Annotated in this window: 17 protein-coding genes and 2 tRNA genes; 16 read left to right on the top strand and 3 right to left on the bottom strand. The window is 61.7% G+C overall.

All coding sequences use genetic code 11. The annotated features are described in order from the left end of the window. Nucleotides 1-71 precede the first annotated feature (71 nt). Nucleotides 72-587: an Lrp/AsnC family transcriptional regulator gene (locus AB8A27_RS19375; RefSeq protein WP_441243315.1), complete on the top strand. Its 516-nt coding sequence runs from the start codon at nucleotides 72-74 to the stop codon at nucleotides 585-587. Nucleotides 588-1,019: 432 nt separating this feature from the next. On the opposite strand, the gene AB8A27_RS19370 is transcribed toward AB8A27_RS19375, so the two are convergent. After that, nucleotides 1,020-1,094 (bottom strand) — tRNA-Thr (locus AB8A27_RS19370). Between the two features lie 331 nt (nucleotides 1,095-1,425). Between AB8A27_RS19370 and AB8A27_RS19365 the strand changes: the two genes are divergently transcribed. From AB8A27_RS19365 to AB8A27_RS19345, 5 genes are all read left to right on the top strand, one after another. Then, entirely contained in the window at nucleotides 1,426-1,638 is a 213-nt protein-coding gene (locus AB8A27_RS19365) for a hypothetical protein (RefSeq protein ID WP_441243314.1), read from the top strand. A gap of 35 nt (nucleotides 1,639-1,673) precedes the next feature. Next, on the top strand, nucleotides 1,674-3,383 hold the full coding sequence (locus AB8A27_RS19360) for an FAD-dependent oxidoreductase (protein ID WP_441243313.1): 1,710 nt from the start codon (nucleotides 1,674-1,676) through the stop codon (nucleotides 3,381-3,383). Nucleotides 3,384-3,403: 20 nt separating this feature from the next. Then, on the top strand, nucleotides 3,404-3,712 hold the full coding sequence (locus AB8A27_RS19355) for a UBP-type zinc finger domain-containing protein (RefSeq protein WP_092145281.1): 309 nt from the start codon (nucleotides 3,404-3,406) through the stop codon (nucleotides 3,710-3,712). 40 nt (nucleotides 3,713-3,752) lie between these two features. Then, nucleotides 3,753-4,676 (top strand): alpha/beta fold hydrolase, encoded by a 924-nt coding sequence (locus AB8A27_RS19350; protein ID WP_441243312.1) that lies wholly within the window; start codon nucleotides 3,753-3,755, stop codon nucleotides 4,674-4,676. A 148-nt stretch (nucleotides 4,677-4,824) separates the two neighbouring features. After that, nucleotides 4,825-5,331 carry a hypothetical protein gene (locus AB8A27_RS19345; RefSeq protein ID WP_441243311.1) on the top strand — a complete coding sequence of 169 codons (507 nt, stop codon included), beginning with the start codon at nucleotides 4,825-4,827 and terminating at the stop codon, nucleotides 5,329-5,331. A gap of 30 nt (nucleotides 5,332-5,361) precedes the next feature. Here the strand turns inward: AB8A27_RS19345 and AB8A27_RS19340 are convergent, their stop codons facing one another. Next, nucleotides 5,362-6,078: a TetR/AcrR family transcriptional regulator gene (locus tag AB8A27_RS19340; RefSeq protein ID WP_441243310.1), complete on the bottom strand. Its 717-nt coding sequence runs from the start codon at nucleotides 6,076-6,078 to the stop codon at nucleotides 5,362-5,364. A 56-nt stretch (nucleotides 6,079-6,134) separates the two neighbouring features. Between AB8A27_RS19340 and AB8A27_RS19335 the strand changes: the two genes are divergently transcribed. The 10 genes from AB8A27_RS19335 to AB8A27_RS19290 all read left to right on the top strand — a co-directional run bounded on the left by AB8A27_RS19335 (nucleotide 6,135) and on the right by AB8A27_RS19290 (nucleotide 13,198). Beyond that, nucleotides 6,135-7,070, top strand: coding sequence for an SDR family oxidoreductase (locus AB8A27_RS19335; RefSeq protein ID WP_441243309.1), 936 nt, complete (start codon nucleotides 6,135-6,137; stop codon nucleotides 7,068-7,070). Nucleotides 7,071-7,112: 42 nt separating this feature from the next. Beyond that, complete coding sequence (locus AB8A27_RS19330) at nucleotides 7,113-7,778, top strand: epimerase (RefSeq protein ID WP_441243308.1); 666 nt, start codon at nucleotides 7,113-7,115, stop codon at nucleotides 7,776-7,778. Between the two features lie 126 nt (nucleotides 7,779-7,904). Next, nucleotides 7,905-9,194 (top strand): UDP-N-acetylglucosamine 1-carboxyvinyltransferase, encoded by a 1,290-nt coding sequence (murA, locus tag AB8A27_RS19325; RefSeq protein ID WP_441243307.1) that lies wholly within the window; start codon nucleotides 7,905-7,907, stop codon nucleotides 9,192-9,194. Between the two features lie 21 nt (nucleotides 9,195-9,215). Continuing rightward, nucleotides 9,216-9,668, top strand: coding sequence for a DUF2948 family protein (locus tag AB8A27_RS19320; protein ID WP_441243306.1), 453 nt, complete (start codon nucleotides 9,216-9,218; stop codon nucleotides 9,666-9,668). Between the two features lie 103 nt (nucleotides 9,669-9,771). After that, nucleotides 9,772-11,067 (top strand): histidinol dehydrogenase, encoded by a 1,296-nt coding sequence (hisD, locus tag AB8A27_RS19315; protein WP_441243305.1) that lies wholly within the window; start codon nucleotides 9,772-9,774, stop codon nucleotides 11,065-11,067. Continuing rightward, nucleotides 11,064-11,561 (top strand): UPF0262 family protein, encoded by a 498-nt coding sequence (locus AB8A27_RS19310; RefSeq protein ID WP_089266102.1) that lies wholly within the window; start codon nucleotides 11,064-11,066, stop codon nucleotides 11,559-11,561. The genes hisD and AB8A27_RS19310 overlap by 4 nt, the downstream gene beginning before the upstream one ends. A 70-nt stretch (nucleotides 11,562-11,631) precedes the next feature. Further along, a complete protein-coding gene (locus tag AB8A27_RS19305) occupies nucleotides 11,632-12,099 on the top strand; it encodes an arsenate-mycothiol transferase ArsC (RefSeq protein WP_441243304.1) in 468 nt (155 codons plus the stop codon). A 75-nt stretch (nucleotides 12,100-12,174) separates the two neighbouring features. Then, the gene (locus tag AB8A27_RS19300; RefSeq protein WP_092145261.1) at nucleotides 12,175-12,798 is read left to right on the top strand and encodes a Maf-like protein; all 624 of its coding nucleotides are present in this window, start codon (nucleotides 12,175-12,177) and stop codon (nucleotides 12,796-12,798) included. Further along, nucleotides 12,788-12,964 (top strand): DNA gyrase inhibitor YacG, encoded by a 177-nt coding sequence (yacG, locus tag AB8A27_RS19295; RefSeq protein WP_441243303.1) that lies wholly within the window; start codon nucleotides 12,788-12,790, stop codon nucleotides 12,962-12,964. The genes AB8A27_RS19300 and yacG overlap by 11 nt, the downstream gene beginning before the upstream one ends. 158 nt (nucleotides 12,965-13,122) lie before the next feature. Next, nucleotides 13,123-13,198 (top strand) — tRNA-Phe (locus AB8A27_RS19290). 222 nt (nucleotides 13,199-13,420) lie between these two features. On the opposite strand, the gene AB8A27_RS19285 is transcribed toward AB8A27_RS19290, so the two are convergent. Next, entirely contained in the window at nucleotides 13,421-14,443 is a 1,023-nt protein-coding gene (locus tag AB8A27_RS19285; protein ID WP_441243302.1) for a GlxA family transcriptional regulator, read from the bottom strand. Nucleotides 14,444-14,657 lie beyond the last annotated feature (214 nt).

The raw sequence follows: 14,657 nt of genomic DNA, 5'->3' as shown, positions 1-14,657 counted from the left end.
GCAATAGCATTGCGCCACGATGGCAATGAACGGCAGAAATATTCTGCGTACACCTTTCATCGGAGGCCACTATGCTCGACGAGCTCGACCGCAAAATTCTCGCGGCACTCCAGGTAGACAGCAGCCTTTCAATGCAGGACCTGGCTGATCGCGTTGGCCTGAGCTCCACGCCGTGTTGGCGTCGCATCCAGAAGCTCGAAAGCTCTGGCTACATCAAGCGACGCGTTGCACTTCTCGATGCAGACAAACTGAATTTGGGTGTCAGCGTTTTCATCGCCGTGCGAACGAACCAGCATAATGCGGAGTGGGTTCAACGTTTCCGGAAAATCGTCGTCGGCTTCCCCGAGGTGGTCGATTTCTATCGCCTGAGCGGGGACGTGGATTATCTGATCCGGGCTGTGGTCTCGGATATCCGGGCCTATGACGATCTTTATCAGCGGCTGATCGCCAAGATTGATCTGCATGATGTGTCGTCGATGTTCACGATGGAGCAGATCAAGTCGACGACCGAGTTACCCCTCGTGAATGCTTTGGTGAAGCAAGGCAGGGGCGATACATCTTCGGCGGCGCATTCCCTGTCTCATTGAAATGCCGCGGCTGGATAGATCGTGGCTGCTACGCGTTTCGCTTCCTTGCGTTTCGCGCTGAAGCAGAGCGGTCGAGGTCACAGTCGCACCGGCCTCACATCTCGCATGCGGAATGGAAGCTCGAAGCACGGCCCGGTTGAGGGGCCCCATCTTCGTCGTTATGCCGTAGGCGGTAAAAAGTGACAGCTAGTCCCGGCTGGCACCCGGGTTCCGTTGCTAGAGCCGCATGGGTGGAGGCGGATTTTTCACTCATCGTGGTCACCCGCTGGTTTGCCGCTACGGGACGCATCCCACATCCGGGTTACGCTGGCCGTATATTCGCGGTTTGTTCTGCCGTCTGGCAGCAGACGCGAGCGCGGCGGCGACGTTGCGAAAGTCGCCCTCGAGGCTTGAATTGATGAGCAATTACAAGGGGATTTGGCCAAAAAAGGCTGGTGCTGCCAGACAGGATTGAACTGTCGACCTCTCCATTACCAATGGAGTGCTCTACCACTGAGCTACGGCAGCATGCTGGGTGCAGGAATCAGCCTCAAGGGCGCCTACCAAGCGGGGCGATCCTTGCCACAAGGTCACGGGCGGCGCAAGCGCGGGTGACACTTCGAATGCATCATTATAATGGGCTGTGGTCAGCCTGTTGCGGTTGCAGCCGTTTTGAGCTTCGCCAGTTGCGGGCCGATCCGGTTCCCCATGGCCTGACCAACTGCCTGCAGGGCCGTTGCCGGCTGAATCATCCTCACGAAGTCGATATCTCGCCTGATCCGATGAAGGTGGTTATGTATAGGGTACAGGATCCAATCTGGCGCATCTCTGCACGCCATGCGATCGACCATAACAGCCCATGACCGATACGCCGAGCAAACCCGCCAAGGAAAGTGCAACTGCCCGTCAGGACAGGCTGCGCCAGGCGCTGCGCGAAAATCTCAAGCGCCGAAAGGTGCAAATGCGCGGGCGTGCCAGTCAGGCGGGTGATGCCATCGCAGTCGAAGCGTCATCGGATGCCGATAAGATACAGGACTTCTGTTCAAGACCCGCTGATCCCGATCGGGATTGATGGCACCTGTCCGCCGCGTGAGCATGCGAGTTTAAATGTCATCAGAATCCCAGGCCCCCTCCAGCGCCGAACTGCCGGTCTACGCGCCGCGGGCGGCACTGCCGCGTCACGATCAGACTTTTCCCGTGCTGACGGCGGCGGAGATCGAGCGGATGCGCCGCTTCGGTGAGATCCGGCACTACAAGGATGGCGATTGCCTGTTCGAGACCGGCAAGCCCGGTCCCGGCATGTTCGTGGTGTTGTCCGGACATGTGGCGATTACCCAGCGCGATGGTTTCGGTCGCATCACGCCGGTGGCCGATCAGTGCACCGGACAGTTCGTCGCCGAGATCGCGCAACTGTCGGGCCGTGTCGCGCTGGTTGACGGTCATGCTGAAGGCGACATCGAAACACTGCTGATTCCGCCGGAGCGGCTGCGCGCGCTGCTGATCGCGGAAGCAGATCTGGGCGAGCGCATCATGCGTGCGCTGATTCTGCGTCGGGTGAACCTCCTGCAGGGCAGCGCTGGCGGTCCGGCTTTCATCGGCGCGGCCAATTCCAGCGATGTCATCCGCCTGCAGGGCTTTCTCAGCCGCAACGGCTATCCGCATCATCTGCTCGATCCCGCAACGGACAAGGACGCTGCCGATCTGATCGCGCGCTATACGCCGTCGCCGGAGGATCTGCCGCTGGTGGTGGTGGCCGACGGCACGGTGCTGCGCAATCCGTCATTCTCCGAACTCGCCCGCGCGATGGGCATGATCAGCCATATTGCCAAGGGCAAGACCTATGACGTCGCCATCGTCGGCAGCGGACCTGCGGGACTGTCCACCGCGGTGTATGGCGCATCGGAAGGCCTCTCGATCGCGGTGTGCGATGCCAAGTCATTCGGAGGACAGGCCGGTGCCAGCGCGCGGATCGAGAACTATCTCGGTTTCCCGACCGGCATCTCCGGCATGGCGCTGACGGCACGGGCTTTCAATCAGGCACAGAAATTCGGCGCCGATATCATGATCCCGGCGGCTGTGAAGTCGCTGGACTGTTCACGCAAGGACGGATTGTTCGCGCTGGAGTTGGACGATGGCGACGTCATGCGCGCCAAGGCCATCGTGGTGGCATCGGGCGCACGCTATCGCCGGCCGGATATCGAGCGGCTCGCCGATTTCGAAGGTCGCGGCGTCTGGTACTGGGCATCTCCGATAGAGGCTCGGCTCTGCAGGGAGCAGGAAATCTACCTGGTCGGCGGTGGCAATTCGGCGGGTCAGGCGGCGGTGTTTCTCGCGAGCCAGGCCAACAAGGTGCATATGGTGATCCGCGGCGGCGGCCTCGGTGCCAGCATGTCGCGCTATCTGATCGAGCGCATCGAGGCGACACCGAATATCGAGCTGGTCTTCAATACCGAAGTCGTGGCGCTGGAGGGGACGCAGGAGGCGGGGCTCGAACGGATCTGTACCCGCAGCCGGCTGTCCGGCGAGGAGTCCTGCGCGGATATCCGTAATCTGTTCCTGTTCGTTGGCGCAGATCCCGCCACCGAATGGCTGGCGGATTGCGGCGTCACCCTCGATCGTCATGGCTTCATCATCACCGGCATTCCCACCAATGGCCGCAGCGTGCAAGCGCTGGAGACGTCGGTGTCGGGCGTCTTTGCGGTCGGTGATGTGCGCTCGGGGTCGGTAAAGCGTGTCGGCGGCGCGATCGGCGAGGGCGCCCAGGTGGTGGCGGCGCTGCATGGTTTTCTCGGCGATACGGCCACACCGACCCTTTGAGCTCACAACGGGAGATCATCATGCCCAAAGGCTGCACACATATTTCCGGCATTCGCGATGTGACGCCCAGCGCACTCGGTTGCGAGGAATGCCTGAAGACGGGCAGTATGTGGGTGCATTTGCGGATCTGCCGGACCTGCGGCCATGTCGGTTGCTGCGACGATTCCCCGAATAAGCATGCGACCAAGCATTTCCACGCGACGAAGCATCCGATTATCGAAGGCTACGATCCGCCCGAAGGTTGGGGGTGGTGCTATGTCGACGAAGTCATGTTCGATTTGTCGGATCGAAAGACTCCGCACAACGGGCCGATTCCGCGCTACTACTGAGGCGATCGCCCGACTCGGGCGACGTTTCAGCGGGGATATCATGTACATTTTCACGATCGGACGTCGGGCTCTGCTCGGCATGCTGCTGGCCGTCCTGGCGTCGTCGTTTCTTCCCGTATCCGCATCAGCGCAAGCTCCGCAAAGCCGCTTCGCCACCATCAACGGCGTCAAGCTGCATTATCTCATTGCGGGCAAGGGCGATCCGATCGTGCTGCTGCATGGCTATGCCGAGACCAGCCATATGTGGCGCCCGCTGATCGCGAAACTTGCGGCCAGTCATACGGTGATCGCACCAGATCTGCGTGGCTTCGGCGATTCCGATGCGCCGGCTGATGGCTACACCAAGGCGGCGATGGCGCGCGATATCCATGCGCTGGTGGTCGGCCTGAAATATCCCAAGGTGAAAATTGTCGGGCACGATATCGGCCTGATGGTCGCCTATGCCTATGCTGCGCAATATCCGAGCGAAGTCGATCGCATCGCGCTGATGGATGCGTTCCTGCCCGGCGTTGGGGACTGGACCCATGTCTGGCTGCTGCGCGATCTCTGGCATTTCCATTTCTACGGCAAGACGCCGCTGGCGCTCGTGACTGGCCGTGAACGGATCTATCTCGAACATTTCTGGAACGACTTCGCGGCCGATCCCAAGAAGTCAGTGCCGGAGAACGATCGCGTCTTTTATGCCAAGGCCTATGCCAAACCGGGCCACATGGCGGCCGGATTCGAGGTCTTCCGAGCATTCGAAAAGGACGCTGCCGACTTCGCCGAACTCGCCAAGACGAAATTGACGATGCCGATGCTGGTTCTCTCCGGTGAGAAGGCCGGTGGGTCCTTCCTGATCGAGCAAGGGCGCCTCGTCGCCAGCAATGTGGACGGCGTTATCGTCAAAGGCTCAGGCCACTGGCTGATGGAAGAAGCCCCCGATCAGGTCATCCCCAAGCTGGTCGAGTTTCTCAACAAGTAGATTGCGCGGCTCCATTGATCGAACGCGAATGTCTTGAACAAAACGGCGCCCTGCGCGCAAATCTATATGATGAGTATCAGCCAAAAACCATTGGCAAGTTTCCGCAGTGCACGCTAGTTTTTGAAAAGTTCTAAAGCAGGGGTGCATCATGGTCCTAGGAATGAGCTTGGCAACGTTCACGTTGCTTCACGTGGTGGTTAGCCTGATCGGCATCGTCACGGGCCTTGTCGCTATGGTCGGGTTGCTGAAGTCAAAGCCGATGCCCGGCTGGACCGGTCTGTTTCTGCTGACGACGATCCTGACCAGCGTAACCGGCTTCTTCTTCCCGGTCGAAAAACTGCTGCCGTCGCATGTCATCGGCATCATTTCGCTGGTGCTGTTGGCGGTCGCCTGTCTGGCGCTGTACGGTCAGAAACTGGCGGGCCCCTGGCGCTGGATTTACGTGCTGACTGCGATGATCTCGCTTTATCTCAATGTGTTCGTGCTGGTGATCCAGAGCTTCCTGAAGATTCCGCCGCTTCATGCGCTGGCACCGAGCGTGCCGCCGAGTGAGCCGCCTTTTGCGATCGTTCAGGGCATTGTGCTGATGTTCTTCGTCGTCACGACCTTCCTCGCGATCAAGAAGTTTCGCCCATTGTCGGGCGGCTTCGCCTGATCGCAGGCGGCGATCTTCCGCCGATAGTCGCTAGGCTTTGCCTTTCCGGGCGGGCGATTCTCCGAGGATCGCCCGTATCTCGCTGAACGTACGCTTCACAAGCGCCTCGGGTCTTTCGCCTGCGCCCTGCGCCAGCCAGATTTCGCCACCGATCCGCATCGCGCCCGTTGTGATCATGGCGACCAGGCGCGCCTGTAATTGCCCCGATTTGTCTTTGGCGCGGTTGCCGAGCGCGGCGGCAATGGCACGCTCCATCTTCTCGTATTTCCCGTGGTCGCGCGCGCGCAGCGCCGGATTGCCGTGCTTCAATCGCGCAATGGCGATTGCCTCGGAGCTCTCGAGCTGCTGTGCCATCGAGAGCAAGGCATTTTCCGCTGCCAGCAGCATCGGCTCGTCCGCGGGCCGTGCGGCGATCGCGGCCACAAGGAAATCCGTGCTGGCATCCTGCCACGCGAGAACGAGGTCTTCCTTCGACGCGAAATAATGGAAGAAGCTACGGCGCGAGATCTCTGCGGCGGCCGCAATGTCGTCCAGCGTCGTTTCCTCGAAACCGCGCTTGAGAAACAGCTCCATCGCGACCTTGGTCAGCCGCTCTCGCGTCTGCTGGCGCTTCCGTTCGCGCAGGCCGGTCGGTGGCGCAGCAGGTGCCGCAATCGATTCCGCGTCTGTTTTCATCGGCTTAGCCGGCATCCTGGGGGTCACAACAATCCTCGACCTGCACCTATTGCAAGTTTGCACCGAGTGCACATTTATGTCCGGCGGCCGCGCCGCGCAACGATTCTCGATCCTGGGGAGATATAAGCATGACGGACTGGAGCATCGACCATATTCCGCCCATGACCGGCAAACTGGCCGTGGTGACAGGGGCGACAGGCGGCCTCGGCTTCGAGACGGCAATGGCGCTTGCAGGGGCCGGCGCCGAAGTGGTGCTGACCGGCCGTAACGACGCCAAGGGGAGCGCTGCGATCGAGCGCATCTGCGAGCGACATCCCGATGCGATCATCAGCTATGAGCACCTCGATCTCGCCAGTCTGGACTCTGTCGCCGCTTTCGCGCGCCGTTTCGATGCGATGTATACGTCGCTCGATCTCCTGATTAACAATGCCGGCGTGATGGCGCTGCCGACGCGTCAGACCACTGCCGACGGCTTCGAGATGCAGTTCGGTACCAACTATCTCGGTCACTACGCGCTCACGGCGCGTCTGCTCCCGGTACTTCGCCGCAACAAGGCGCCGCGTGTGGTCAATCTCAGCAGTATGGCGCACCGTTCCGGTCTGATCGATTTCGACGATCTTCAGGGCGCGACGTTCTACAAGCCCTGGAAGGCCTATCAGCAGTCGAAGCTGGCGATGCTGATCTTCGCCATCGAACTGCAGCGGCGCAGCGATGCGGCGGGCTGGGGCCTGATGAGCAATGCCGCGCATCCCGGTTATGCGCGGACCGATCTCATTCCGAATGGGCCTGGGGGTGGCGGCTGGATGGGAATGGCGAGCCAGCTACTGCGTCCGCTCAGTCAATCGGCGGCTGCCGGCGCATTGCCCACACTGTTTGCGGCTACCTCACCCGGTGCGAAGCCGGCTGGCTATTACGGTCCGAACGGCGTCTACGAAATGAAGGGGCCGCCGGCTTCCGCGAAGATCATGCCGCGAGCTCAGGATGCTGCCGTCGGCGCGCGGCTGTGGGAGGTCTCTGCTGCGCTGACTGGCGCGTCGTTCGATCAGGTCGCGATCGCTGCCTGATTGCGTCGCGTGATCGATTGTCAGTCATCCAAAGGAAGTCTCATGAAAGTCATTCTGTTCGGTGCGACCGGTATGGTCGGGCAAGGCGCGCTGCGCGAGTGCCTGCTCGATCCCGACGTCGAGGCGGTCCTTGTGATAGGCCGCAGCCCTACCGGGCAACGCGATGCCAAACTGCGCGAGATCGCGCATACCGATTTTTTCGATCTGTCGGCCATCGCGTCCGACCTAACGGGCTATGACGCCTGCCTGTTTTGCCTCGGGGTCTCTTCGCTGGGCATGAGTGAGCCGGACTATCGCCGGATCACCTATGACATCACCCTCGCGGTGGCGAATACGCTGGTGCGGCTCAATCCGGCGATGACCTTCGTTTATGTCACCGGCCAGAGCACTGACAGTAGCGAGCAGGGCAGCGTGATGTGGGCGCGGGTCAAGGGCAAAACCGAGAACGACCTGCTCAAGCTGCCGTTCAAGGCGGCCTATATGTTTCGCCCCGGCGGCATCCAGCCGTTGCATGGCGTGCGCTCGAAGACGGCATGGATTCAGGCCATCTACACGGCTACGGCCCCGCTCTGGGCGCTGCTGAACCGGATCGCCCCCAAATATGTCACCACGTCCGAAAATGTCGGCCGCGCCATGCTCCGGGTGGTTCGCAACGGCTATCCGAAGCCCATTCTGGAGACGCTGGATATCAACCTGGTCGGAGCATAAACGGGCCGATTCGGCCCTATTAGGGTTTTGCTGTGGGCCTCATCGAAAAACCGCAAATTTCAACGCTTTTGCTTTAAAGAGGCCATCCGCCCTATAGTCGGGGCACAGCAATCAGCGGGAATCGGTATGGATCGCATTCGCATCGTCGGCGGCAGCAAACTCAATGGCACGATCCCGATTTCGGGCGCCAAGAACGCGGCACTGCCATTGATGATCGCCGGTCTGCTGACCGACGAGACGCTGATTCTCGACAACGTGCCGCGTCTGGCCGACGTCGCGCAGCTGCAGCGTATTCTCGGCAATCACGGTGTGGACATCATGTCGGCCGGCAAGCGTCCCGGCGATCATGAATATCAGGGCCAGACCCTGCATATCTCCGCCGCCAATATCATCGACACCACGGCGCCTTATGAACTGGTGTCGAAGATGCGCGCCTCCTTCTGGGTGATCGCGCCGTTGCTGGCGCGCATGCATGAAGCCAAGGTCTCGCTGCCAGGCGGTTGCGCCATCGGCACCCGTCCGGTGGATCTTCTCATTATGGCGCTGGAGAAGCTCGGCGCCGAGCTGACCATCGATGGCGGCTATGTCATCGCCAAGGCGCCGGGCGGCCTCAAGGGCGCCGAGATCGACTTTGCCAAAGTCACCGTGTCGGGCACCCATGTGGCGCTGATGGCCGCGACATTGGCGAAGGGCACGACCGTTATCACCAATGCAGCCTGCGAGCCGGAGATCGTCGACGTCGCCGATTGTCTGAACAAGATGGGCGCACGCATCACCGGCGCAGGCACCACGACGATCACTGTCGAGGGCGTGGCCAAGCTACATGGCACGCGCCACACAGTGCTGCCGGATCGCATCGAGACCGGCACCTATGCCATGGCGGTCGCCATGACCGGCGGCGATGTGCAGCTCTCCGGCGCACGGCCTGAACTGCTGCAGGCAGCGCTCGACGTGCTGGTCGAAGCAGGCGCAACGGTGACGCCGAACAACGACGGAATCCGCGTCGCCCGCAATGGCGCCGGCATCAAGCCGGTGAACGTGTCGACGGCACCGTTCCCGGGTTTCCCGACAGACCTTCAGGCGCAGTTAATGGCGCTGATGACCACGGCGAAGGGGTCGTCGAATATCACCGAGACGATCTTCGAAAACCGCTTCATGCACGTGCAGGAGCTGGCGCGCTTCGGCGCGCGGATTCACCTCGACGGCGAGACTGCGACTATCGACGGTACGGCCAAGCTGCGTGGCGCGCCGGTGATGGCGACCGACTTGCGCGCCTCGGTGTCGCTAGTGATTGCTGGCCTCGTCGCTGAAGGCGAGACCATGGTCAACCGCATCTATCATCTCGATCGCGGCTTCGAGCGGCTCGAGGAAAAGCTGTCCGCCTGCGGCGCCACTATCGAGCGCATCAGCGGATAGGGTTCTCTCAAAGGGGGCGTCGTGACGGGTCAACGCAAGCTGATTGCACTGGATGCCGACGACCTCGCGGTGATTTCCGCGCATGTGCAGGATGCCGCCGTCAATGTCGGCGACATCCTCTGGCGGCAGGGCGAGAAGCGGCTCGTGATTGGCATGAGCCGGCTCGACTGGGATCAGACGATTTCAGGGGAGGTCACGCCGCGCCGGCTGGTTTCGGCGCTGCGTTTCGATCGCGTGCTGGCCTGCAAGTCCCGGGATATCGATCTCGACACGCGTGACATCGCGCTGGATTTGCTCGGCATCGAATTCCATCCCGCCGAGCCTCCTGGCGGCAGCGTCGTCCTGATTTTTGCCGGTGGGGGCGCGCTCCGGCTGGACGTCGAGTGTCTGGAATGCGAACTGGCCGACCTGGGTCCTGACGACCTTACCAGCGAAACCGAGGCCGGCACCGAGGCCTCCGGCCTGGACGCCTGATCCGCCATTCATCTTTTCCATTGCAGCACAGGGTTGACGGCCCTTTGCCGCCGCGCCATTGAGCAGGGGGCCTTGGCCGGCAAGGCCCCGCCGGAACACCAGAATGCCAATTCGTATCGATACCGCCAGCGCCGATTTCACCCAGCGCTTCAATGCCTTCCTGACCATGAAGCGCGAAGTCGCGGCCGACATCGAGGCCGCCACCCGCGCGATCGTCGATGACGTCGCCGGTCGTGGCGATGCAGCGCTGCTGGAGGCGACCCGAAAGTTCGACCGGCTTGACCTCCAGGCCTCGGCTCTGCGCGTGACCCCGGCCGAAGTCGATGCCGCTGTTGCCGCCTGCGACGCCGAGACCGTCGAGGCCCTGACATTCGCCCGCGACCGCATCGAGCTGTTCCACAAGCGCCAGCTTCCCAAGGATGATCGCTTCACCGATGCGCTGGGTGTCGAGCTCGGCTGGCGCTGGAGCGCCATCGAAGCCGTTGGGCTTTATGTGCCCGGTGGGACTGCTGCCTACCCGTCGTCGGTCTTGATGAATGCTGTGCCGGCCAAGGTCGCCGGTGTGGAGCGCGTGGTGATGGTGGTGCCATCGCCGGACGGCAAGCTCAATCCGCTGGTGCTGGCCGCCGCAAAGCTCGGTGGCGTTTCCGAAATCTACCGCGTCGGCGGCGCGCAGGCCGTGGCCGCCTTGGCCTATGGCACTGCGACCATTGCGCCAGTGGCCAAGATCGTCGGCCCTGGTAATGCCTACGTAGCCGCCGCCAAGCGTCAGGTGTTCGGCAAGGTCGGCATCGACATGATTGCTGGACCTTCCGAAGTGCTGATCGTTGCAGACGATAGCGCCAATGCCGACTGGATTGCCGCAGATCTGCTGGCGCAGGCCGAGCACGACGCCAATGCGCAGTCGATCCTGATCACCGACAGTGAGCGCCTTGCGGACGATGTTATCCTTGCCGTCGAGGCCCAGCTCACCACACTGCCGCGCGCCGAGATCGCGCGTGCGTCGTGGGAGGATTTCGGCGCGGTCATTCTGGTCGAGACGCTCGATGAGGCCGTGCCGCTCGCCAACGCCATCGCGGCCGAGCATCTGGAGATCATGACGGCCGATGCCGAAGCTTTCTCCCTGAAGATTCGCAACGCGGGCGCCATCTTCCTTGGCGGCCATACGCCGGAAGCGATCGGCGACTATGTCGGTGGCTCCAACCACGTATTGCCGACGGCGCGCTCGGCGCGGTTCTCGTCAGGTCTTGGCGTACTTGACTTCATGAAGCGAACATCGATTCTGAAGTGCGGGCCAGATCAGCTGCGGGCGCTGGGACCGGCTGCGATGACGCTGGGCAAGGCCGAAGGCCTCGATGCCCACGCACGTTCAGTCGGACTGCGCCTCAATTTGCGATGAGTAACGCCCCTCCACCAGAGGATGATAGCAACAATCGCATCGTGGCGGTGACGCTCGATGAGGAATCGATCGGCCGTTCCGGGCCGGATATCGAGCATGAGCGCGCGATCGCGATCTATGACCTGATCGAGCAGAATCTGTTTGCGCCGGAAGGCGCGCATGTCGGCCCGTTTACGCTGCATATCGGCATCACCGGCAGCCGGCTGATGTTCGACATCCGCCGCGAGGACGGCACGCCTGTCGTCGCGCACCTTTTGTCGCTCGGGCCGTTCCGCCGCATCGTGAAGGACTACTTCATGATCTGTGACAGCTACTATCAAGCGATCCGTACCGCCACGCCCGACAAGATCGAGGCCATCGACATGGGCCGCCGCGGCATCCATGACGAAGGCTCGCGGACGCTGCAGGAACGATTGGCCGGCAAGGTGCGCGTCGATTTCGAAACGTCGCGGCGGCTGTTTACGTTGATCTCCGTCCTTCATTGGAAAGGCTAAGCATGGCCCGGAAAAGTGGCGGCCGGTTTTCCGACGAGGCCATGCTCCTTCATAAAGGAGCTTAACGCGCATGGCCGCGCCGCCACGCGCGCGCACGCCGCAGGCGGTGTTGTTTGCCTGTGGCCAGAACAGCGTGCGCTCGCCGATGGCCGCCAGCCTGTTGCAGCAAATGTTCCCGCAGGCGCTGTATGTGAAATCCGCCGGGGTGAAGAAGGGCGAGCTCGATCCCTTCGCGGTGGCCGTGATGGCCGAACTGGGCCAGGACATTTCCAGACACAGGCCCATGACCTTCGAGGAACTCGACGACTGGGAAGGGCTCAATTTCGATCTCATCATCACCTTGTCGCCGGAGGCGCATCACAAGGCGTTGGACCTGACACGCACCGATGCCGCCGAGGTCGAATACTGGCCGACGGTGGATCCCACGGGAACTGAAGGTAATCGCGACCAGAAGCTGGCGGCCTATCGCGAGGTCTGTGATGGGCTTTTGCTGCGGATCCGCAAACGTTTCGCCAAAGGTAGCGCCGCCAGCGGCTAAATACTGCGTGTGCGGTTGTCGAAGCAGGGGGCTTCCGATAGGTTCCGCGCGCATTTCCAGGATCACAGACCCCGCATGCTCGGCCGTCCCAAATTCGTTCTTGCCTCCGGTTCGCCCCGCCGCCTCAGCCTGCTGAATCAGGCCGGGATCGAGCCCGATGCGCTGCGCCCTGCCGATGTCGACGAAACCCCGAAGCGGGGCGAACTGCCGCGCGCCTGCGCCAATCGGCTGGCCCGCGCGAAGGCCGAAGCCGCGCTCAAGTCGGTCCAGCTCGACGACGAGCTCCGCGGCTCGTTCATTCTCGCTGCCGATACCGTGGTCGCCGTCGGCCGCCGCATCCTGCCCAAGGCGGAACTGGTTGATGAAGCTTCGCAGTGCCTACGGTTGCTGTCAGGCCGCAACCACCGTGTCTATACGGCGATCTGTATCGTCACCCCCAAGGAAAGCTTCCGGCAGCGCCTGATCGAGACCAAGGTGCGCTTCAAGCGCCTCAACGAAGAAGACATCTCGACTTATATCGGCTCCGGCGAGTGGCGCGGCAAAGCCGGTGGCTATGCCGTGCAGGGCATTGCCGGCTCCTTCGTGGTCAAGATGGTCGGCTCCTACACCAATATCGTGGGCCTGCCGCTCTACGAGACCGTCTCCCTGCTCGGCGGCGAGGGCTTCCCGATCCGTTTCGGCTGGTTGAATGCAAGCTAAGGCGTTCAAATCCGGCGAAAAGCCGTGCCCGATCTGCGGCAGGCCCGTGGTGGAGGCCTCCAAGCCGTTCTGTTCCGAACGCTGCCGCGACGTCGATCTCAACCGCTGGCTGTCGGGCTCCTATGCGATTCCCGGCAAACCGACGGATGACGAGGACGCCGAATAGGCGCGCTGGGCATTCGCGTCGTCCAAGCCAGTCCGAAGCGGCCATTTCCCATTGTTTTGACGGCAAAATCTTCGTTCACAGAAATGCCATCGGGCGGGTGGACAGGGCCGATTTGCCTGACTATAAACCGGCGCTCCCTGGACATGATCCGGGGCGGCGCCCAGGTAGCTCAGTTGGTAGAGCATGCGACTGAAAATCGCAGTGTCGGTGGTTCGATCCCGCCCCTGGGCACCATTTGTCCTTCAAGCCTCTATTTTCCAAGACAAATAAGCCAGATCAAAGGCCTGGCATTACCCGATTGGTGCACACGGGTGGTGCAGCATGACGCTTGTTACGGGGCGTCCTGAAAGCATCCCAAGAGCGGCACGTACCGGCTGCGCAAACACGTTCCAGACGATTTACAATTGCTTGTAGGCAAAGGTCGTTGGAGTGTTGCATGCCTATCAGGTCGATTGTCTAAGCCAGACTGAACACACGCCGGCCTTCACCGACGTCCGGTTCTTGGGGTTGTCCGATCACCTTGCGGCGTTCTTCGGACGGGTTGGTTCCGAATGCAGCCTTGAAGGCCTTGCTGAGATGCGAGCCGTCGACGAAGCCGGTTTCGGCGGCGATCGCGGCCAGCGACAGGTCGCTCTTCAGCATCCAGCGCGCATGCTTCAGGCGCAGTCGCAGATATGTCGCCTGCGGCGACTGTCCGGTTTCCTCTTTGAAAAGGCGCTCCAGCTGCCGCGTGCTCAGATTGACCTTGCCGGCCAGTCGCGCGACGGAGAGCGGTGCTGACAGGTTCTGTTCCATCATCAGTAGAGCGCGCGAGATCCGTCCGTCGGTCTCGGCAAATTCAGTTGGCGGCGCCGATTGAGCGGACGATCCGGGTTTCATGCGGTCGATCAGCATGATGTGGAGCGCCTTCTGCGCGCTCGACAGGCCCATGCGTTGTTCCACGATATGGGCGGCGAGATAGGCAACGCCCATGCCGCCCGAACAGGTGATGCGGTTGCCGTCGATGACGAAGAGCTGGTCGGCCACGGGCAGCGTCTCGCCGAACTCCTCCAGGAAATCGCGATAGTGGTACCAGCTGATGCAGCACTTTTTCTGGTTGAGAAGGCCGAGACGCCACAGCACGAAACTGCCGGTGCAGACGCCGATCAGGTCGACCTTGGTGTTCGCTGCCTCCAGCAGATAGCGCTTGATCTTCTCATCGATCTGCGGGCCCTGATGCAGCAGGCCGCCCACCACGACGACATAATCGAGCTCGCGCGGATCGAGGAACCGGGAATTCGGATACATCAGGAGACCGCAACTCGAACGGATCGGCTCGTCGGTGTCGGCCATGATGTGCCACTGGCAGCGGATCGGCCGACTGTTGTCGCCCTCGTCGGCGGCGAGACGCAGCACGTCCACGAAGCTGGCCAACGCAGTCAGCGTGAAATTCTTGGTCAGAATGAAGCCAACGCGGAGCGGACGGACCTTTGGTTGCATCACCCCTGCCTCCGCATTCACCATATGGTCGAATGGCTCTCCGTGTGATTGCCGCGAAACGACCTCCAAAACGGAGCCATGTCGCATCATTACATGCCTCTAATCCACTGGGGCAGGTATTTTTGACAATCTGATCCTAAAAATACATTGCCGCACGCGCAAGAGCGCCGAAGCGTCTCGCTTGGGGCGCGACGTTCGGGGCGTCTGCTGGGAA

The sequence above is a fragment of the Tardiphaga sp. 768_D3_N2_1 genome (genome assembly GCF_052076105.1).
Lineage (GTDB): Bacteria > Pseudomonadota > Alphaproteobacteria > Rhizobiales > Xanthobacteraceae > Tardiphaga.
Note: the sequence above shows the minus strand (reverse complement) of the source record. Positions and strands in the feature narration are given on the sequence as shown.